Genomic DNA, 18,525 nt, shown 5'->3' with positions numbered 1-18,525 from the left:
CCTGCTGCACACAAACAGATGAAGATTATGTCTGTTCTGTCTATAATCAGCGCCCCAAACTGAGGTAGACCATGACCGTAACCACATTCTCCGAACTCGAACTCGACGAAAGCCTGCTGCAAGCGCTGCAGGAAAAAGGCTTCACGCGCCCCACTGCCATTCAGGCTGAGACCATTCCTGCCGCGCTGGAAGGCCGTGACGTTCTGGGTTCGGCGCCAACCGGAACGGGGAAAACCGCTGCTTTTCTGCTGCCCGCTTTACAGCATCTGCTCGACTTCCCACGCAAAAAATCGGGCCCGCCACGTATTTTGATCCTCACGCCAACCCGCGAACTGGCGATGCAGGTTGCCGATCACGCACGTGAGTTGGCTAAACACACGCACCTGGATATCGCTACCATCACCGGTGGTGTGGCTTATATGAACCACGCCGAAGTGTTCAGCGAAAACCAGGACATCGTGGTGGCCACCACCGGTCGCCTGCTGCAGTACATCAAAGAAGAAAACTTTGACTGCCGCGCAGTAGAAACGCTGATTCTGGATGAAGCCGACCGCATGGTCGACATGGGCTTCGCGCAGGATATTGAAACCATCGCAGCGGAAACCCGCTGGCGCAAACAGACGCTGCTGTTCTCCGCCACGCTGGAAGGCGAGAACATCAAAGATTTTGCCGAGCGTCTGCTCAACGATCCGGTATCAATTGAAGCGGATCCCAGCAAAAGCGAACGTAAAAAGATTCAACAGTGGTTTTATCGTGCTGACAACCTTGAGCACAAAACCAAGCTGCTGGTGCACCTGTTAAAACAGCCTGAAGCCAAGCGCGTGGTGGTGTTTGTGCGTAAGCGTGAGCGCCTGCATGAACTGGTGACCTGGCTGCACGAAGCCGGCATTCGTACCAGCTATCTTGAAGGTGAGATGGTGCAGGTAAACCGCAATGAAGCGATTAAGCGTATCAACGAAAATCGCGTCAATGTGATGATTGCGACAGATGTTGCGGCACGCGGTATCGACATTGATGACGTTACTCACGTCATCAACTATGACCTGCCTCTTACTGCCGATATCTACTTGCACCGCATTGGTCGTACGGCGCGAGCTGGACGTAAAGGCACGGCGATTTCGTTGGTTGAGGCACATGATCATGTGTTGCTGGGTAAAATTACCCGTTATATCAACGAACCGATTAAAGCGCGCATCATCGAAGAGTTGCGTCCGGAATCGCGTGCACCGAGTGCTAAAGTCACGGGTAAACCGTCGAAAAAAGCCCTTGCGAAGCGTAAAGAGCGCAAAGAGAAAGAAGCTGAAAAACCGCGTGTTAAACAACGTCATCGCGACACCAAAAATGTCGGTAAACGTCGTAAGGCCAGCGGCAGCAGCACACCAGAAAGCGGTGCAGAATAAATCAGCACGCACTCAATAAAGCGCCTCTGATGAGGCGTTTTTTTTATCTTTAGCCTGCCAAAATAACGCTTCGGTTATATTTTTGCTGTGAATCCCCTTTCCGGCATTCCCTTTCAGGATAGATAAAGACAAAAAAGCCGCGCCGAAAGGTATCAGCGCGGCCTGGATTGCTGTGTGACTTTTCGTCAGCCGATCAATTACAGACTTTCAGTGAAAGTACGGGTAATCACATCGCGCTGCTGTTCAGGGGTAAGCGCATTAAAGCGCACCGCATAACCAGACACACGAATGGTCAGCTGCGGATATTTTTCCGGATGCTTAACCGCATCTTCTAAGGTTTCGCGGCGCAGCACGTTGACGTTCAGGTGCTGGCCCCCTTCAATACGCACCTCGGGTTTCTGCTCCAGCGGGATTTCGCGGTAAGCAATGTCGCCCAAATCGCTGATCGCAACGATCTGATCTTCCGTGAAATCGCCTTTTGCGCACAGGCAACGGGCTTCCGCTTTCTCATCATCCAGCAACCAGAATGAGTTCAGCAGTTGTGGGTTATTGGCCTGAGTAATTTGAATACCGGTAATCATAGTGACCTCCAGGGCTTTAGTGCGCGATGTTTCCTATCACGCGGTGTATCCATTGATCTGACACATTGATATACCACTGAGGATTTGCCGCCGTTTTGACCTGTATCAATTATGCTGGCAAGCGAAATGCGCTTCATCGCTAACAAATTGATTTACAACCATTACGCATAAAAACTTTTTCTGTATTTTTTCAAATTATTTTTACCCTTCTGCTGCCGCGTGCGACACGTTAAGCTAGGCGCAAAATTTTGCAGGGAGTTAACGATGGCTGAGAAGCTGACCTGGCACGACGTGCTGGCTGAAGAGAAAGAAAAACCTTACTTCGTCGAAACCTTAAAAGCGGTCGCCAACGAACGTGCCGCAGGTGTGACCGTGTATCCGCCGCAAAAAGACGTGTTCAATGCCTTCCGTCTGACGGAACTGGGTGACATCAAGGTGGTGATTCTGGGTCAGGATCCCTACCATGGCCCGAATCAGGCGCACGGTCTGGCGTTCTCCGTGCTTCCCGGCGTGCCCACGCCTCCTTCACTGCTGAATATGTACAAAGAATTGGAGCAGGATATTGCGGGCTTTACGCGCCCACAACACGGCTTTCTCGAAAGCTGGGCCACACAAGGTGTGATGCTGCTGAACACGGTGCTCACGGTAGAAGCCAGTAAAGCGCATTCCCACGCGCGATTCGGCTGGGAAACCTTTACCGACAATGTGATTAGCGCGATCAACCAGCACCGTGAAGGCGTGATTTTCCTGCTGTGGGGTTCGCATGCGCAGAAGAAAGGCAGCATTATCGACACCCAGCGCCACCATGTTTTGAAAGCGCCGCACCCTTCCCCGCTTTCCGCCCATCGCGGCTTTTTTGGCAGCAAACACTTTTCACAAGCGAATGCGCTGTTGAGCCAGTCTGGTCAGACGCCGATCGACTGGATGCCCGTTCTGCCATAGAAATAAAAACGGCCGCAATCAGCGGCCGTTTTTGTGTTTAGCAGGGCAATCAGCCTTTAGCTTTGGTCACTGCCACCATCGCTGGACGCAACAGGCGGCCATTAAGGGTATAACCACGCTGCATCACCATCAGTACATGGTTCGGCGCCATATCTTCTGATTCAATCATCGACATCGCCTGATGCACATCCGGATTGAATGGCACGTTGGTTTCACCGACTACTTCAACACCATACTTACGCACGGCACCCAGCAGGGATTTCAGCGTCAGTTCGATGCCTTCGATCATCGAAGCCAGTTCGGTGTTCTCTTTATCAGCCACTTCCAGCGCGCGCTCCAGGCTATCAATCACTGGCAGCAGTTCGTTGGCAAATTTTTCCAGCGCAAACTTGTGCGCTTTTTCCACATCCATTTCGGCACGGCGACGGATGTTCTCAATCTCCGCCTGAGCGCGCAGCTGTGCTTCACGCACGCCACCTTGCGACTGGGCTAATTCCGCTTCCAGTTGCGCGATACGCTCATCACGCGGATCCACCTCAGTTGCCGTCTCTGCGTCCACGTGCTGCTGATCCTGTTGAATTTCGTCTGAGACTTGCTCGTTAGGGGTGTTCTGTTCTTTACTACTCATGAATTTCTCCGCGTTTTGCACATTCATCTCGCTGGTTGGCTTATTATGGGGATCAGTTTGACGGTTTCAAGTGAACCCATCACATTGCCTGGCCGTTTTGGCTTATGAGGAACACGCGCTAAATGAACAAACACTTTAACTGCATTGGGATTGTCGGCCATCCGCGCCATCCTACTGCGTTAACCACCCATGAAATGCTCTGGCGCTGGCTGACAGCAAAAGGCTATGAGGTGATCGTCGAGCAGCAGATTGCGCGCGAACTGAACCTGAAAGATGTGGAAACCGGCAGCCTGGCGGAAATCGGCCAACGTGCAGATTTAGCCGTGGTAGTGGGCGGTGATGGCAATATGCTGGGCGCCGCACGCGTGCTGGCACGTTATGACATCAAAGTGATTGGGATTAACCGCGGTAATCTCGGTTTTCTCACCGATCTCGACCCGGATAATGCCCAGCAACAGCTCGATGACGTACTGCAGGGCGAATACTTTGTCGAAAGCCGTTTCCTGCTGGAGGCGCAGGTGTGCAAAGAAGCGTGCTCGCCGCGGATCGGAAGTGCCATTAATGAAGTGGTGCTGCATCCGGGGAAAGTGGCGCACATGATTGAATTCGAGGTGTATATCGATGAGGTCTTTGCGTTTTCCCAGCGTTCGGATGGCTTAATCATCTCGACACCTACCGGCTCAACCGCCTATTCCCTCTCAGCAGGTGGCCCGATTCTGACGCCATCACTGGATGCCATCGCCATTGTGCCGATGTTCCCGCACACGCTTTCTGCCCGCCCGCTGGTGATCAACAGCAGCAGCACCATTCGACTGCGTTTCTCATCTCTGCGTAGCGACCTGGAGATCAGCTGCGATAGCCAGATTGCGCTGCCTATCCAGGAAGGAGAAGATGTGTTGATTCGCCGTAGCGCGCATCATCTCAACCTGATCCATCCTAAAAATTACAATTATTTTAATACGTTAAGCTCGAAGCTGGGCTGGTCAAAAAAATTGTTCTGAAAATCACCGCCAGCCACTTTACTGTATAAAAAACCAGTTTATACTGTATGAAAAACCATATCTGTTTTTACATACAGGTGATTTCATGCTGGCACAACTGACCATCAGTAACTTTGCTATCGTTCGTGAACTGGAGATCGACTTTCATCGTGGGATGACAGCGATCACGGGGGAAACCGGCGCAGGTAAATCCATCGCAATCGATGCGCTGGGCCTGTGTCTGGGCGGCCGCTCTGAAGCAGATATGGTGCGTCAGGGTGCCAGTCGTGCCGATATCTGCGCGCGTTTCCAACTCAAAGCCTCACCTTCTGCACAGCGCTGGCTGATGGAGAATCAGCTCGATGAAGGCAACGAATGCCTGCTGCGCCGCGTGATCAGTGCCGATGGCCGCTCTCGTGGCTTCATCAATGGCACTTCGGTGCCGCTGTCACAACTGCGTGAACTCGGACAGCTGCTGATTCAAATCCACGGCCAGCATGCGCACCAGCTGCTGCTCAAGCCAGACCACCAAAAACATCTGCTGGATGCTTATGCGGCTCATGATGACCTGCTTGATGAGATGCGTCAGCACTACCAGCGCTGGCATCAAAGCTGTCGTGCGCTGGCTCAGCATCAGCAGCTGTCACAGGAGCGTGAAGCACGCCGTGAACTGCTGCAATATCAGCTGAAAGAACTGAATGAATTTTCCCCACAGCCGGGCGAATTTGAGCAGATTGATGAAGAGTACAAACGTCTCGCTAACAGCGGTCAACTGCTCTCTACGAGTCAGCAGGCTCTGCAAATTCTCGCCGATAGCGATGACACTAACCTGCAAAGCTTGCTGTATAGCGCGCGCAATATGCTCGGCGAATTAGTATCGCTGGATGACAAAGTGAGCGGCGTGTTCAATTTGCTGGAAGAGGCAGCGATTCAACTGAGCGAAGCCAGCGACGAACTACGCCACTATTGTGAACGTCTGGATCTCGATCCCAATCGTCTGCATGAACTGGAACAACGTTTGTCACGCCAGATTGCCCTCTCGCGTAAACATCACGTGTCACCTGAAACCTTGCCGGTGCTGTATCAGCAGCTGCTGGACGAAGCAGAGCAACTGTCGCAGCAAGAGAGCGATCAGGAAACGCTGCAAAATGAAGTGGGTTCACACCATCTGGCGGCTGTGGCCTGCGCGGAAAAACTGCATCAGCTACGTGAACAGGCGGCGCATGAACTTAGCCAGCTGATCACCCAGAGCATGCGTACCCTGTCGATGCCGCACGGTCAGTTTGCCATTGAACTGGAGTTCAAAGCCGATCAACTCACGGCAGATGGCGCTACACGCATTGATTTCCGCGTGACCACCAACCCTGGCCAGCCGTTGCAACCACTCGGCAAAGTGGCATCAGGGGGTGAGCTGTCGCGTATTGCGCTGGCGATTCAGGTGATTACCGCACAGAAAATGGAAACCCCGGCCATGATCTTCGATGAAGTGGATGTCGGTATCAGTGGCCCAACGGCTGCGGTCGTCGGTCAGATGCTGCGTCAACTCGGCGAATCCACCCAGGTGATGTGTGTGACGCACTTGCCGCAGGTTGCCGGTTGTGGACATCAGCACTTCTACGTCAGCAAAGAGACCGATGGCGAGATGACCGAAACCCATATGCAGCCGCTGGATAAACGAGCCCGCCTGCAGGAACTGGCACGTTTGTTAGGCGGTAGCGAAGTCACGCGCAACACGCTGGCCAACGCAAAAGAACTTTTAGCAGCCTGATTCCGCACTTTTTTCTGGCCTGGTGGTCATATGCTTGCTCTGTAGAGGTTTCCAATAGGACAAAGGTTTATTATCATCGGCAGTTATATCGCCATAATAAAGCCTGCCGTAAGCAGAGTTCAGAATTTGATGGCAACAAAACAGCCTGACAAAAGGCGTTTGGCCCCAGAAAAGGAATGTATAGATGCGCTGTAAAACGCTGACTGCCGCGGCAGTGGTAATGTTGATGATGACCGCCGGATGTTCCACCCTTGAGCGCGTTGTATATCGTCCGGATATCAATCAGGGCAATTACCTGGTCGCCAACGATGTTTCGAAGATTCACACCGGCATGACGCAGCAGCAGGTTGCCTACACTCTCGGCACACCGATGATGCACGATCCGTTTGGCAGCAATGTCTGGTATTACGTGTTCCGTCAGGAACCGGGCCATGAAGGCGTGAAGCAGCAAACCCTGACGCTGACCTTTGACAGTAACGGTACGCTGACCAATATCGATAACAAACCGAAACTCACTGGCAAAGAAGGCTAAGTGATCGGCAACAAAAAAGGCGCTTAAGCGCCTTTTTTGTGTCTGCGATTCCGCTATTTGTTGCTCGCCGAGCGTTCTGCTCGCTGGCGACGCATCTCTTTAGGATCCGCAATCAGTGGGCGGTAAATCTCCACGCGGTCGCCATCCTGAACCGCATCACCCAACTTTACTGGCCGGCTGAAAATACCCACCTTGTTGTTGGAAAGGTCGATGTCTCTGCGCAGTGATAACAAGCCCGAGGCTTTAATCGCCTGCTCTACGGTCGCACCCTCTTCCAGGGTTACCGAACGCAAATACTGCTTTTCAGGTAGAGCATAAACGACCTCAACGGTGATATCAGGCACGATAAACCTCTTTCGCACGCTGACTGAACGCTTGCACCATGCTGTTGGCCAATTCTTTGAAGATACGGCCGAAAGCCATTTCAACCAGCATGTTGGTGAATTCGAAGTCGAGGCTCAGCTCCACTTTGCAGGCATCATCACCCAGAGACGTGAAGTGCCATCCACCGGTCAGCTTGCGGAACGGACCATCAACCAGCTGCATTAAAATGCTCTGATTGCTGATCAGGGTATTACGTGTGGTAAAGGTTTTACTGATGCCCGCTTTCGAGACATCTACCGCTGCCGTCATCTGATTTCCGCTGTTATCCAGCACGCGACTGCCGGTGCAGCCCGGAAGAAACTGAGGATAAGCGTCCACATCATTCACGAGCTGATACATCTGCTCAGCGCTATAGGGGACCAACGCCGAACGGCTAATCTGGGCCATAATGGTTCCTGTTCATCACAAAACCGTTGAATAATACCATTTTCGGACACCAAACAAAATTCACGGGTTTGCCAGCTGTGCTAAAATAGTGTGTTTTTTACCGCCCCCAGGACAGGGGGATGCGCCCACAGACTGAGTGATGTAGACTACGCCGCACTATGACAAAGAAAAAAGCTCACAAACCCGGTTCAGCCACTATTGCCCTCAACAAACGCGCTCGCCACGAATACTTCATTGAAGAAGAGTTCGAAGCGGGGATGTCGCTACAGGGATGGGAAGTTAAATCACTCCGCGCCGGTAAAGCCAATATCAGCGACAGCTACATTTTGCTGCGCGATGGCGAAGCCTATCTGTTCGGTTCCACTTTCCAGCCGCTGGCTGTTGCCTCTACGCACGTGGTGTGTGACCCCACGCGTAGCCGCAAGCTGTTGCTGAAGCAGCGCGAACTCGATTCGCTTTACGGCCGAGTCAACCGCGAAGGTTTTACGGTGGTTGCACTGTCGATGTACTGGAAAAACGCCTGGGCCAAGCTGAAGATCGGTGTGGCGCGCGGTAAGAAAGAACACGACAAGCGTAACGATGTGAAAGATCGCGAATGGCAGATGGATAAAGCACGTATTATGAAGAATTCAAAGCGTTAAGCACTGGATTCATCCGTCACTATTCTGTAGTATAAGAAGTTCTTGGGGCTGATTCTGGACTCGACGGGATTGTGAAGCCTTAGGTGCATGTCGAGGGGCGGTTTGCCTCGTTAAAAGCCGCAAAAAAATAGTCGCAAACGACGAAAACTACGCTTTAGCAGCTTAATAACCTGCCAAGAGCCCTCTCTCCCTAGCTTCCGCTCTTAAGACGGGGATCAAGAGAGGTCAAACCCAAAAGAGATCGTGTGGATGCCTTGCCTGGGGTTGAAGCACTAAATCTAATCAGGCTAGTTTGTCAGTGGCGTGTCTGTCCGCAGCTGGCCGGCGAATGTAAAGACTGACTAAACATGTAGTACCGACGGTGTAGTAATTTCGGACGCGGGTTCAACTCCCGCCAGCTCCACCAAAATTCTTTCGCGGCGATACCAGAATCGTCCGCTGAAGTCCTGAAAGCCCGCACGGCGCAAGCCCTGCGGGCTTTTTTGTGTCTATCGTTTTCAAGTGAGAATTGTTGGGAATGGTTCTGTCATTGAGCTTGGTTAAGCCAGGCACCACTGAGCTCAGATAACCTTATTGTGGCAGCCCTGAATAACTGAATTTATTCCTACCGTTGATTTGTGCGCGATTTCAGATATATGAATTTTCCTAAAGATTTTCTGGCAACTAAGGTTATTCTTTGTTCAAATCGGTCACGGAGATTGCCTGATGGACATCACTAGCCTGAATTTACAATCAAGACTTGAAATAGTCCTGACCAAAGCTGCGGCTCGGTTGCCTTACGAAATGGGACAGCAGCTTCTTGCAATGATTAGTCCTCAGGTATTGGCAACAATGGCAGCGATAGTGATTGTCTGGGCCGGTGCGCATTTTTTTGGAATTGGTGAAATTGCAGATGTCATTCTGTTGATTGTGGGGTGGGCTGCTGTAGGTGGTGTGGCGCTTGAAGCCGGGAAGAAGCTGTATGATTTTGCTATCAAAACTAACAATGCTCGCAATGAGGCAGATCTCGATGTGGCGGCAGAAAATTTGGCTGATGCTATAACTCTGATCGGCGTTGATGCTGTTCTGGCTGTTTTATTAAAGAAAAAACCGGGGGATACCTTTAAAATTCCTTTTAAGGGAAAATCCATGCCCAGATACAGTAATGATATTGGTAAACGCATGAGCCTGCCGAGAAATGGCGGATGGCGCTATACTCCAAAAATAAAAATAACTAAACATAAAGATGTTATCCAGGGTGCAACAAAGCCCTGGGGTGATGCTGTAGTTGGTCGTAATTATTATCCGGGGGCAATGTCGAAAGATGAGGCGCACTTGAAAATGCTTACGACACTTTACCATGAGCAGGTGCACATGTTTATTGCTCCAAAATTTTACTTACTAAGAGAACTCAGGGTCTTTATGCGTCAAAGCGCCTATAATAAGTCATTTATTTTACGTTATCTTGAAGAAGCGTTTGCAGAGACTATTGGCTTATTAAGGGCGCGAGGCATGCATCGTGAATATATTGTCGAGGGTTTTAAATTCCCATTAGGCAACACTTATGAGATAACTTTTTCATTTTTAAGAAATGAAGCGAAAGGAATCCTTTTAGGCCCAGTGGTTGTTGGTGGATTGATGTACACAGTGTGGTACGGAGCGCAACGATGATTTCTAAAGAAAAAGCGATACAGATAGCGAAAGAATATGCTCAAAAAAGTGAAAAAGGGTGGGATGAGAAATACCATGAAGCAGAGAAGACCATTTTAAGTGGTGAGCCAGTCTGGATCGTTTCCACTTCAGACATAAAATACAATGACGAACTTCCGTGGATGATGGAACATTTCCCGAATCCTGTCTATTACTATATTAGCATGGTTGACGGCATCTGCATTGCTATAGGAAATAGAAGAAATGAATTTCAAAGGATTGATGAAAAATGAAACACCAATACTTAATCCAATAGCTTCACCAGAAAATAATTTATACATTAGACATACTTATAACACCTGGATAATAATTTTAATTTAAAAAATAAATTATCACCACCTCGTAAAATAGAATTCACAACCTCACAAAGCCATTCGCAATATAATTGTAAGCACTAATAGTTAATTTACTTGTTGCAACCAAATTTCATATGGCTGACTATCGCCACGAAATCTCTCCCCTTCTGTCTGATGTAAAATACGACCAAGCCTCCATATTCATTTTTGTGCGTTTTTTAGTTATGGAGGCTGAATATCTGATGCACCACTTTTTTCAGTTAAGGATCTTGCCGTTACCGTCTTAGCCGGCTCGATGCTTTTAATTAAGGTGCTATTCAATTTGATGACGTAAATAGCCATGCTCTGGATCCTTGGATTTTGGCCCCATGGATGGCACCAGAGCCATGCGATGGAGTCCCAGGAGCCGTAAGGTGAAACCCTTGCGGGCTTTTTTGTGCCAGTGGTTTTGTGGGATGATGTACCAGGCCTCTGCAACTATCGATGCTCGTTTGGTTTTTCCCATGTAACTCACCATGTTCTTGATGCGGAAAGCCTCTTAAATAAGGTATAAAGCCGCATGAAAATTCCAAACCGAATCCAACCGCTGGTCGATGACGGCCTGATTGATAACGTGCTTCAGCGCTTGAAAAGCGGCAAAGAAGCTGACGTTTACACTGTCATGTGCGGCGGTAAAGTCCAGTGCGCTAAAGTCTACAAAGAAGCTTCTCAGCGCAGCTTTAAGCAGGCCGTGCAATATCAGGAGGGGCGCAAAGTTCGCAACTCCCGTAGCGCGCGTGCAATGCAAAAAGGCTCCAAATTCGGACGCAAGCAGCAAGAGGAAGTCTGGCATACCGCAGAAGTCGATGCGCTGTTCCGTCTGGCCAAAGCCGGCGTTCGCGTGCCTGAACCCTATATGTGCCTCGACGGTGTGTTGTTAATGGAGTTGGTCACTGATGCAGATGGCGCAGTAGCACCACGTCTGAGCGATGTGATTTTATCGCAAGAGGAAGCTCTGACTGATTTCGCCACCATGATTCGCAATATCGTACGCATGTTGTGTGCCGGCATTGTGCATGGCGATCTGTCAGAGTTTAACGTGCTGCAAGATGAGCATGGGCCGGTGATCATCGATCTGCCGCAAGCAGTGGATGCCTCAGCAAACAACCACGCCGAATCAATGTTTGAGCGCGATGTGAATAATATCACCCAATATTACGGTCAGTTTGCCCCGCAGATATTAGAAACGCGTTATGCCAAAGAGATCTGGCATCTATTTGAAGACGGTAAGTTAACGCCTGAAACCGTTTTAACCGGTCTGTTTGTGGAAGAAGTGCATGCTGTAGATATGGATTCCCTGCTGGATGAAATCATTTCTGCGGAAGATGAGTATTACGATCGCCAGCGAGCAGCTAAAGAACGGGATGAAGATTAGGGCAGCAAAGTTCCTCTTCGCCGCCCCTGGTAAATTAAGGCCGTTCACCCCGCGCCAGTCGGGCATTGATATCTGTGATCACCGTCGGTAAATCCGCCAGCGTATCGATAACATAGTGCGCTCCCGCTGCGCTCAGTTTCTGCTGCGCCACTTCACGGCGACGCGCAATCTCAGCACCATCCATCTGCTGATATTCTTCCCAGGTCGCACCAAATTCATTCCCGGACACCGACAAACCAACACTCCACATCCCGGCGCGCAGCCCTTCTTCGATGCCTGGCACGGCGTCGTCGACCTTTACACAGTGACCGACCGCATCAATGCCCAGTGCAATCACATTCTGAAGAGCCATCCACGGACCAGGACGCGATCCAGCCGCAAGATCGTCAGCAGCTACCCAGTAATCCGGCGCGTAACCTGCCTCGGCAGCGGCGGGCACCAGTCGCTCCATTACCGGACGCGGATAACCAGAACAGGAGCCGATTTTGATGCCATCGGCGCGGAGCTGGGTTATCACCTCGGTTACCCCTGCGATGGGTTGGGCGAAATCGACCACTTTGGCAATTTGCAGCGGCATAAAAGCCTGGTAGATAGCGTCGATATCCTCCTTGCTCATCGCCCGGCCAAAGCGCTGTTGCCAGCGCGCATCCACGGTTGGCAACTTGCCAAGCGCTTCAATGTGCTGCCATTTTCCCAGCCCCATCGGCACGCGTGCCTCTTCCAGCGTGATTTCCATATCAAATGCCAGACGAAAGGCTTCGACAAAAATTTGCGTGGGTGCGAAGGAGCCGAAATCCACGGTGGTGCCCGCCCAATCCAGAATTACGGCGCTAATACGTTGCATGGTATGTCCTCATTTTTTCCAATACATGGCATGTTCGATGGCGTTGAGCAGGCCGGCGATATCCGCTGCATACACCTCACCGATATTGCCGATGCGGAAGCAGTCGCTTTTTGAAACCTTGCCGGGATAGATCACAAAACCTTGTGTTTTCAATCGCTGATAAAAATCGGCAAATCGATAGGTCTCGGCCTTGGGAGAATAAAACGCGGTGATGATGGGCGAGTGCATCGCATCTTCCAGTAAGGTTTCAAAGCCCAACTGACGCATGCCCGCCACCAGCTTCAGCTGGTTCTGGCGATAGCGTGAATGGCGAGCCGCCACACCGCCCTCTTCCGCCAGCTCTTTAAGTGCCTGAGCAAAAGCCAGTACCGTGTGCGTGGGTGATGTGAAGCGCCATTTGCCGTGGTTCTCTTCCATGCAGTGCCACTGCGCATAGAGATCCAGTGAGAGGGAGCGGGAGCGCCCTTTGCACTTTTCCAGCTCACTCTGGCGCGCGATAACAAAGCCAAAGCCGGGTACGCCCTGGATGCATTTATTGGCAGAGCTGATCAGAAAATCGATATTGAGTGCTGCGACATCAAGCGGGATACCGCCAAAGCTGCTCATCGCATCGACGATATAGATCTTGCCGTACTGCCGGGCCAGGGCTGCCACCTCGGCAATCGGATTCAGCATGCCGGTGGTGGTTTCACAATGCACCATGGCGATATGGGTAATGCTGTGGTCTTCGCGCAGCACGCGTTCGATCTCAGCCACATCCGGGCGTGCCACTTCGCCACAATCATAGGCACGATGCGCGATGCCCATCAGTGATGCCATCTCAATCATGCGCGCACCATACGCGCCATTACTGACAATCAGCACTTTGCCGGCATCGCCAATCGCACTGCCTAACACCGCTTCCACGGCATAGCTGCCGCTGCCTTGCAACAGTACAGAAGTGTAACCCGCAGCAGGCGTCGCTAATGAAACCAGCTGCCGCCTGATGGTCTGAACCACACCAAGATTGTAATCATCATCCCAGGTGCAACTGTCAGCGAGCATGGCTTCTTTTACGGTTTTAGAGGTGGTCAGTGGACCGGGTGTAAGCAACAGGTAATTACGGGAAGTCATTTTTTCACCATTGGTATATACCAGATGACATTTATTATTAGAGAATCGCTTTCGTCACCACAAGGAGAAATCGCCACTGCAACAAAAAATTCATCTGGGCATGTATAATGACGTCTTAAAAAACTACAGCGAATCCGCATGAAATCGTTAACCAGTGATATCCCGCAATACCTGCTGATCAAGGCCGAGCTTCAGGCGCGCATTCAAAGTGGTGCGTTGAAAACCGGTGATAAATTGCCGTCAGAGCGCGAGTTGTGTGCGATCTTCTCCACCACCCGCACCACCATCCGCGAAAGTCTGGCGCAGCTGGAGGCGAGCGGCGTCATTTATCGCTCCGATCGCCGTGGCTGGTTTGTCACTCCGGAACGCCTTTGGCTTGATCCCACACAGAACACCAACTTCCACAAACTCTGTCTTGAACAGGGTCGTGAGCCGAGAACAGTATTGCTCAGTGGCCGCCTGACCACCGTGCCGCTTGATGTCATGAAGCCACTGGAACTGCAGCCATTCGACCAGATTTATCTGCTCGCGCGCCTGCGTTACGCCGATGGTCGCGCTATCTGTTATTGCGAAAACCATTGCCTCCCCGCGCGAGTCCCTGAGCTGCTGCGTCATGACCTCAATGGCAGTCTGACCGAGGTCTATCAAAGCCATTACGACCTGGTTTACACCAGCATGCATCTGACCTTTTACCCAACCTCCATTCCGGCGCATGCTGCGGCCGCGCTGGGGATTATGGAGGGCTTGCCGGCGCTGCAACTGAGTCGGCTCAATTACGACCAGCATGGTCGCGTACTCGATTACGATATCGAGTTCTGGCGCCATGACAGCCTGCGGATCGAGGTGGACACTCATTAATCCCTGCGAATAAAAAAGCCCTGCTCAGTGATGAGCGGGGCTTTTTTTTGCCTGCTTCATTTTTCTGTCACATATGCCGATTAGCGTTAAAAGCAATTCTGGTACATACCAGATTAACTTTCACACGCTACGAGGCCCAACAGATGAAACTCTCTCACCTTGCTCTGCTGTCCGCTCTTGCTGTTGCTTCAAGCCCGGTTTGGGCAGATTCGGTTGTCACCGTCTACTCGGCCGATGGCCTGCACGATGGGGAAAACAGCTGGTACCAGGCAGAATTTGCCGCGTTCACGCAAGCCACGGGAATCAAAGTGCAGTACGTAGAGAGCGGATCGGGGGCGATTGTCGAACGCCTGGCGAAAGAGCGCAGTAATCCTCAGGCAGATGTTTTAGTCACCGTGCCACCGTTCATCCAACGTGCCGCCAGCAACGACTTGTTAGCCGATTTCAAGCCGGATGCCGCCGCGCAAATTCCCGGAGCCACCGCGCGTTATGTGCCTCTGGTGAACAACTATTTGAGCTTCATTTACAACCGCAAGTTACTGAAATCCGCTCCTGCCAGCTGGCAGGATCTGCTCGATAACCGCTTCAAGAACAAGCTGCAATACTCTACGCCTGGTCAGGCGGGCGATGGCACCGCAGTCATGTTGCAAGCGTTCCACAGCTTTGGCGGCAAACCCGCCGCCTTCGATTATCTGGGTAAGCTGCAAGCCAACAACGTGGGTCCATCCGCCTCCACTGGCAAACTGACTGCCCTGGTGAATAAAGGCGAGCTGTATGTGGCGAACGGTGACCTGCAGATGAACCTGTCGCAAATGAAGCAAAACCCGAATATCCAGATCTTCTGGCCAGCGGATGCTCAGGGTGAACGCAGCGCATTGGCCCTGCCCTATGTGATTGGTCTGGTGCAAAACGCGCCACAAAGCGAGAACGGTAAAAAACTGATCAACTTCCTGTTGGATAACGCCGCGCAAATGCAGGTCAGCTCTCTGGCATGGGGCATGCCCGTTCGCCGTGATATCACGCCGGATGACAGCAATTATCAGCAAGCAACAGCCGCATTACAGGGCGTGAAAGTGTGGCAGCCAGACTGGAATGAGGTGGCAAATTCACTCTCAACCGATATCGCGCAATGGCACAACGTGACTGACAGCGAGTAACCCGTGATGCTGATGAAAACCTCTGTCGCCGCACCGGATATCGCAGCCAACACCTCGGGCATCGTGCTGGACAACTTGCGTGTGGCTTATCACGACCAGGTCGTGCTCAAACCGCTCACCCTTACCATTGAACCCGGTGAAGTGCTGGCATTGATTGGGCCTTCCGGCTCGGGAAAAACCACGGTATTGCGTGCGATTGCAGGTTTTGTGCCTCCCGCAGGGGGGCGCATTTTGCTGGGCGATCGCGATATCAGTGCATTACCACCTTATCAGCGCGGACTCGGCATGGTGGTACAGAACTATGCCTTGTTCCCACACATGAAAGTGGAGGACAACATGGCGTTCGGTCTGCGTGCACAAAAGCAGCCCAGGGCGCTGATCGCTGAGCGCGTGCAGGATGCCCTGAAAATGGTGGGAATGTGTGATTTCGCCACTCGTTACCCGCACCAGCTTTCTGGCGGCCAGCAACAGCGCGTGGCAATTGCCCGCGCTATCGCCACGCGTCCGCAAGTGTTGTTACTGGATGAGCCGCTATCGGCACTGGATGCACAGATTCGCCACAACATGGTGGAGGAAATCGCGCGGTTGCACCGGGAATTACCTGAACTGACTATCCTTTACGTCACGCATGATCAGACCGAAGCCCTGACGCTGGCGGATAAAATCGGCATCATGAAAGAGGGTTCGATGGTGGCGTACGGTGAAACGCACACGCTGTATCAGCGACCGCCCAATCGCTTTGCCGCGGAATTCCTTGGACGCGCCAACATCCTTGCAGCCACCGCGCTGGAGGTGCAGCAGCAGTCAGGTGAAGTGTGTGTCAGTAGTGGCGGTACGCTGGTCAACGCCTGTACCTCGGGCAACATGCGCGGCCGCAACAAGTTACTCTGCGTACGCCCGCAGCACATTACGTTGCAGCCACGTTCGCCACGCAGCAATCGCCTGAATGCCACTCTGCAATCACTGCACTGGCAAGGCGATCTCACCCATCTTTTATGTGATGTGGCGGGGGAAACAGTGCGCGTGGTGTTGACGCAACTTAATCCTCTGCCACAAGTGGGAGATGCGTTGACGTTGTGGTTTGAACCGGAAGATGCGGTGTTGCTGGAGGTTGATCATGTCTGACACCCTCCCTGTACTGCGCCCATTACGGCGTAGCCTGGCGCTTCAACGTCATGGCAGCTTGCTGTTACCGCTGCTGGTGCTCACCACGTTATTCTTCTATCCGTTGTTACTGATTGTGCAACAAGCCCTGCAGGACAACAGCGGCCACAGCAGTTTCGCTGCATTTTTGCAGGTGCTGGAATCACGCCGCTTTATCAGTGCATTGTTAAACACCGTTCAAATCGCGCTGTTCACTACCTTCGGCTGCTTACTGTTAGGCAGCGTGATGTCTCTGATTCTGGTCTTTATCCCCTTCAGCGGCAGCCGGTTTATCAGCCTGGTGATCGATACCTTTATCGCGCTGCCGACCTTTCTTATCACCCTGGCGTTCACCTTTATTTATGGTTCCGCCGGTTTACTGAATGGTGGACTGATGGCGCTGTTTCATTTCGAATTGCCGCCGATTGATTTCCTCTACTCCATGCCGGGAGTGATTCTGGCGGAAATTACGGTATTCATGCCCCTGGTGATGCGCCCGCTGATGGCTGCGTTGCGCCAACTGGACCGAAGCCAATTAGAAGCCGCGAGCGTGCTGGGTGCGCATCCTCTACGCGTTATCGCTCAGGTGATTTTCCCTGCGGCCCTGCCCGCACTGCTGGCGGGGGGCAGTCTGTGCTTGCTGCTGGCAACCAATGAGTTTGGCATCGTGCTGTTTATCGGCGCTAAAGGTGTGAATACCCTGCCAATGATGGTGTACAGCAAGGCGATTCTTGAATCCGATTACGCCAGCGCCTGCGCCATTGCCGTTATCAATATTCTGCTGTCGCTCGGCTTGTTTCTGTTGTATCGCCTCGCGGCCGGTCGCGCTGGCGCAAGGAGCTCATCATGCTAGTTTGGTCACGCCGCGCTCGCAGGTTGACCAGCGCTGCTGCTGTCACGCTGTTTACCCTGTTCTTCCTTCTGCCACTAATGGTGATCCTGCTTTCCAGCTTCAGCCAGCAGTGGAATGGTTTTTTGCCATCAGGCTTTACTGTTGATCACTTCATCAACGCTTTTAGAGGAGCCGCCTGGGATGCATTGTTCTCCAGCCTGGTGGTGGGATTTGCTGCTAGTCTGTTTGCCCTGTTTTGTGGCTGCTGGGCGGCACTGGCACTGCGTCAATACAGTGTGCAATGGCAAAAGCGTCTCGGCATCATCTTCTTCCTGCCCAGCGCGGTGCCCTCTGTGTCAGTGGGATTGGGCATTCTGGTGGCCTTCAGTCAGGGGCCGTTGCAGATGAACGGCACCGTGTGGATTGTCCTGGTCGCGCATTTTGTCCTGATATCCGCATTTAGCTTCAGTAACCTCTCTACCGGGCTGGCGCGTATTTCGGCTGATATCGAGAACGTGGCGTCGAGTCTGGGCGCGTCCCCTGCATATCGTCTGCGCCATATTACGCTGCCACTGCTGATGCCGTGGATGTTGTCCGCGCTGGCACTGAGTTTGTCACTGTCAATGGGCGAACTTGGCGCCACAGTAATGATTTATCCGCCGGGCTGGACTACATTGCCGGTGGCGATTTTCAGCCTGACCGATCGTGGCAGCATTGCCGATGGCTCCGCCCTGACCATTGTGCTGGTGGCGGTGATTCTGTGGCTGACGGTAAAACTCGAGAGGCTGGCACAGCGGCTATCCCATCCCTAGCGGGCCACCGCGCACATTTTTTCACCGGGCAAACCCGATGATTCAATTAAGGTTATTCCTGGAGCCAATTCTGGCTGAGCGTGCCATTGTTAACTACGCTCATAACTCATAGAGCGATTGATGA

The 18,525-nt window shown here is 52.1% G+C and carries 21 protein-coding genes and 1 other RNA gene; 15 read left to right on the top strand and 7 right to left on the bottom strand.

Annotated elements, in window-relative coordinates; genetic code table 11:
- Positions 1-71: 71 nt before the first annotated feature.
- The gene (gene srmB, locus F3J37_RS23770; RefSeq protein WP_034825597.1) at positions 72-1,400 is read left to right on the top strand and encodes an ATP-dependent RNA helicase SrmB; all 1,329 of its coding nucleotides are present in this window, start codon (positions 72-74) and stop codon (positions 1,398-1,400) included.
- A 197-nt stretch (positions 1,401-1,597) separates the two neighbouring features.
- Here the strand turns inward: srmB and grcA are convergent, their stop codons facing one another.
- On the bottom strand, positions 1,598-1,981 hold the full coding sequence (gene grcA / locus F3J37_RS23765) for an autonomous glycyl radical cofactor GrcA (RefSeq protein WP_038645342.1): 384 nt from the start codon (positions 1,979-1,981) through the stop codon (positions 1,598-1,600).
- A 264-nt stretch (positions 1,982-2,245) separates the two neighbouring features.
- Between grcA and ung the strand changes: the two genes are divergently transcribed.
- Positions 2,246-2,923, top strand: a complete 678-nt coding sequence (gene ung, locus F3J37_RS23760) for a uracil-DNA glycosylase (protein ID WP_058959166.1) — start codon at positions 2,246-2,248, stop codon at positions 2,921-2,923.
- Positions 2,924-2,972: 49 nt separating this feature from the next.
- On the opposite strand, the gene grpE is transcribed toward ung, so the two are convergent.
- Positions 2,973-3,551 carry a nucleotide exchange factor GrpE gene (gene grpE, locus F3J37_RS23755; RefSeq protein ID WP_034825591.1) on the bottom strand — a complete coding sequence of 193 codons (579 nt, stop codon included), beginning with the start codon at positions 3,549-3,551 and terminating at the stop codon, positions 2,973-2,975.
- 122 nt (positions 3,552-3,673) lie between these two features.
- On the opposite strand from grpE, the gene nadK reads away from it, so the two are divergent.
- From nadK to bamE, 3 genes are all read left to right on the top strand, one after another.
- Positions 3,674-4,552, top strand: coding sequence for an NAD(+) kinase (gene nadK / locus F3J37_RS23750; RefSeq protein ID WP_034825588.1), 879 nt, complete (start codon positions 3,674-3,676; stop codon positions 4,550-4,552).
- 85 nt (positions 4,553-4,637) lie between these two features.
- The gene (recN, locus tag F3J37_RS23745) at positions 4,638-6,299 is read left to right on the top strand and encodes a DNA repair protein RecN (RefSeq protein WP_166936226.1); all 1,662 of its coding nucleotides are present in this window, start codon (positions 4,638-4,640) and stop codon (positions 6,297-6,299) included.
- 184 nt (positions 6,300-6,483) lie between these two features.
- The gene (gene bamE, locus F3J37_RS23740) at positions 6,484-6,831 is read left to right on the top strand and encodes an outer membrane protein assembly factor BamE (protein WP_034825584.1); all 348 of its coding nucleotides are present in this window, start codon (positions 6,484-6,486) and stop codon (positions 6,829-6,831) included.
- A 53-nt stretch (positions 6,832-6,884) separates the two neighbouring features.
- On the opposite strand, the gene F3J37_RS28200 is transcribed toward bamE, so the two are convergent.
- A complete protein-coding gene (locus F3J37_RS28200; protein ID WP_166936224.1) occupies positions 6,885-7,175 on the bottom strand; it encodes an RnfH family protein in 291 nt (96 codons plus the stop codon).
- Positions 7,168-7,602: a type II toxin-antitoxin system RatA family toxin gene (locus F3J37_RS23730; protein WP_034825580.1), complete on the bottom strand. Its 435-nt coding sequence runs from the start codon at positions 7,600-7,602 to the stop codon at positions 7,168-7,170. The genes F3J37_RS28200 and F3J37_RS23730 overlap by 8 nt, the downstream gene beginning before the upstream one ends.
- A gap of 158 nt (positions 7,603-7,760) precedes the next feature.
- Between F3J37_RS23730 and smpB the strand changes: the two genes are divergently transcribed.
- The 4 genes from smpB (at position 7,761) to F3J37_RS23710 (ending at position 10,165) form a co-directional block, all read left to right on the top strand.
- Positions 7,761-8,243, top strand: coding sequence for an SsrA-binding protein SmpB (gene smpB / locus F3J37_RS23725; RefSeq protein WP_034825578.1), 483 nt, complete (start codon positions 7,761-7,763; stop codon positions 8,241-8,243).
- Positions 8,244-8,287: 44 nt separating this feature from the next.
- Positions 8,288-8,649, top strand: a transfer-messenger RNA (tmRNA) gene (gene ssrA / locus F3J37_RS23720).
- A gap of 299 nt (positions 8,650-8,948) precedes the next feature.
- Positions 8,949-9,893 carry a hypothetical protein gene (locus F3J37_RS23715; protein ID WP_166936223.1) on the top strand — a complete coding sequence of 315 codons (945 nt, stop codon included), beginning with the start codon at positions 8,949-8,951 and terminating at the stop codon, positions 9,891-9,893.
- The gene (locus F3J37_RS23710; RefSeq protein WP_166936221.1) at positions 9,890-10,165 is read left to right on the top strand and encodes a hypothetical protein; all 276 of its coding nucleotides are present in this window, start codon (positions 9,890-9,892) and stop codon (positions 10,163-10,165) included. Before F3J37_RS23715 ends, F3J37_RS23710 begins: the two co-directional genes overlap by 4 nt.
- Before the next feature lie 376 nt (positions 10,166-10,541).
- Here F3J37_RS23710 and F3J37_RS23705 read toward each other — a convergent pair whose 3' ends face one another.
- Complete coding sequence (locus tag F3J37_RS23705) at positions 10,542-10,733, bottom strand: hypothetical protein (protein ID WP_160869437.1); 192 nt, start codon at positions 10,731-10,733, stop codon at positions 10,542-10,544.
- Between the two features lie 54 nt (positions 10,734-10,787).
- Here F3J37_RS23705 and F3J37_RS23700 point away from each other — a divergent pair, with 54 nt between their 5' ends.
- A complete protein-coding gene (locus F3J37_RS23700) occupies positions 10,788-11,642 on the top strand; it encodes a PA4780 family RIO1-like protein kinase (protein WP_166936219.1) in 855 nt (284 codons plus the stop codon).
- A 34-nt stretch (positions 11,643-11,676) separates the two neighbouring features.
- Here the strand turns inward: F3J37_RS23700 and phnX are convergent, their stop codons facing one another.
- Both phnX and phnW read right to left on the bottom strand, forming a co-directional pair.
- The gene (gene phnX / locus F3J37_RS23695) at positions 11,677-12,486 is read right to left on the bottom strand and encodes a phosphonoacetaldehyde hydrolase (protein WP_166936217.1); all 810 of its coding nucleotides are present in this window, start codon (positions 12,484-12,486) and stop codon (positions 11,677-11,679) included.
- A 9-nt stretch (positions 12,487-12,495) separates the two neighbouring features.
- Complete coding sequence (gene phnW, locus F3J37_RS23690) at positions 12,496-13,599, bottom strand: 2-aminoethylphosphonate--pyruvate transaminase (protein WP_166936215.1); 1,104 nt, start codon at positions 13,597-13,599, stop codon at positions 12,496-12,498.
- A gap of 138 nt (positions 13,600-13,737) precedes the next feature.
- Here phnW and phnR point away from each other — a divergent pair, with 138 nt between their 5' ends.
- The 5 genes from phnR (at position 13,738) to phnV (ending at position 18,401) form a co-directional block, all read left to right on the top strand.
- Entirely contained in the window at positions 13,738-14,457 is a 720-nt protein-coding gene (gene phnR / locus F3J37_RS23685) for a phosphonate utilization transcriptional regulator PhnR (RefSeq protein WP_166936213.1), read from the top strand.
- A gap of 143 nt (positions 14,458-14,600) precedes the next feature.
- A complete protein-coding gene (locus F3J37_RS23680; RefSeq protein ID WP_166936211.1) occupies positions 14,601-15,614 on the top strand; it encodes a 2-aminoethylphosphonate ABC transporter substrate-binding protein in 1,014 nt (337 codons plus the stop codon).
- Positions 15,615-15,620: 6 nt separating this feature from the next.
- Positions 15,621-16,739, top strand: coding sequence for a 2-aminoethylphosphonate ABC transport system ATP-binding subunit PhnT (gene phnT / locus F3J37_RS23675; RefSeq protein ID WP_166936209.1), 1,119 nt, complete (start codon positions 15,621-15,623; stop codon positions 16,737-16,739).
- Positions 16,732-17,610: a 2-aminoethylphosphonate ABC transporter permease subunit gene (gene phnU, locus F3J37_RS23670; protein ID WP_166936207.1), complete on the top strand. Its 879-nt coding sequence runs from the start codon at positions 16,732-16,734 to the stop codon at positions 17,608-17,610. The genes phnT and phnU overlap by 8 nt, the downstream gene beginning before the upstream one ends.
- Positions 17,604-18,401, top strand: coding sequence for a 2-aminoethylphosphonate ABC transport system, membrane component PhnV (gene phnV, locus F3J37_RS23665; RefSeq protein ID WP_166936206.1), 798 nt, complete (start codon positions 17,604-17,606; stop codon positions 18,399-18,401). The genes phnU and phnV overlap by 7 nt, the downstream gene beginning before the upstream one ends.
- Positions 18,402-18,525 lie beyond the last annotated feature (124 nt).

Origin of the sequence: Candidatus Pantoea communis (assembly GCF_011752685.1) — a bacterium.
Taxonomy (GTDB): Bacteria; Pseudomonadota; Gammaproteobacteria; order Enterobacterales; family Enterobacteriaceae; genus Pantoea; species Pantoea communis.
The sequence above is the reverse complement of the archived record's forward strand: the minus strand, read 5'-3'. Positions and strand labels throughout refer to the sequence as shown.

Excerpts from the sequence above, each read along its gene's own strand:
- srmB (WP_034825597.1), top strand. The coding sequence starts at position 72 with ATGACCGTAACCACATTCTCCGAACTCGAACTCGACGAAAGCCTGCTG.
- grcA (WP_038645342.1), bottom strand. The coding sequence starts at position 1,981 with ATGATTACCGGTATTCAAATTACTCAGGCCAATAACCCACAACTGCTG.
- ung (WP_058959166.1), top strand. The coding sequence starts at position 2,246 with ATGGCTGAGAAGCTGACCTGGCACGACGTGCTGGCTGAAGAGAAAGAA.
- grpE (WP_034825591.1), bottom strand. The coding sequence starts at position 3,551 with ATGAGTAGTAAAGAACAGAACACCCCTAACGAGCAAGTCTCAGACGAA.
- nadK (WP_034825588.1), top strand. The coding sequence starts at position 3,674 with ATGAACAAACACTTTAACTGCATTGGGATTGTCGGCCATCCGCGCCAT.
- recN (WP_166936226.1), top strand. The coding sequence starts at position 4,638 with ATGCTGGCACAACTGACCATCAGTAACTTTGCTATCGTTCGTGAACTG.
- bamE (WP_034825584.1), top strand. The coding sequence starts at position 6,484 with ATGCGCTGTAAAACGCTGACTGCCGCGGCAGTGGTAATGTTGATGATG.
- F3J37_RS23730 (WP_034825580.1), bottom strand. The coding sequence starts at position 7,602 with ATGGCCCAGATTAGCCGTTCGGCGTTGGTCCCCTATAGCGCTGAGCAG.
- smpB (WP_034825578.1), top strand. The coding sequence starts at position 7,761 with ATGACAAAGAAAAAAGCTCACAAACCCGGTTCAGCCACTATTGCCCTC.
- F3J37_RS23715 (WP_166936223.1), top strand. The coding sequence starts at position 8,949 with ATGGACATCACTAGCCTGAATTTACAATCAAGACTTGAAATAGTCCTG.
- F3J37_RS23710 (WP_166936221.1), top strand. The coding sequence starts at position 9,890 with ATGATTTCTAAAGAAAAAGCGATACAGATAGCGAAAGAATATGCTCAA.
- F3J37_RS23705 (WP_160869437.1), bottom strand. The coding sequence starts at position 10,733 with ATGGGAAAAACCAAACGAGCATCGATAGTTGCAGAGGCCTGGTACATC.
- F3J37_RS23700 (WP_166936219.1), top strand. The coding sequence starts at position 10,788 with ATGAAAATTCCAAACCGAATCCAACCGCTGGTCGATGACGGCCTGATT.
- phnX (WP_166936217.1), bottom strand. The coding sequence starts at position 12,486 with ATGCAACGTATTAGCGCCGTAATTCTGGATTGGGCGGGCACCACCGTG.
- phnW (WP_166936215.1), bottom strand. The coding sequence starts at position 13,599 with ATGACTTCCCGTAATTACCTGTTGCTTACACCCGGTCCACTGACCACC.
- phnR (WP_166936213.1), top strand. The coding sequence starts at position 13,738 with ATGAAATCGTTAACCAGTGATATCCCGCAATACCTGCTGATCAAGGCC.
- F3J37_RS23680 (WP_166936211.1), top strand. The coding sequence starts at position 14,601 with ATGAAACTCTCTCACCTTGCTCTGCTGTCCGCTCTTGCTGTTGCTTCA.
- phnT (WP_166936209.1), top strand. The coding sequence starts at position 15,621 with ATGCTGATGAAAACCTCTGTCGCCGCACCGGATATCGCAGCCAACACC.
- phnU (WP_166936207.1), top strand. The coding sequence starts at position 16,732 with ATGTCTGACACCCTCCCTGTACTGCGCCCATTACGGCGTAGCCTGGCG.
- phnV (WP_166936206.1), top strand. The coding sequence starts at position 17,604 with ATGCTAGTTTGGTCACGCCGCGCTCGCAGGTTGACCAGCGCTGCTGCT.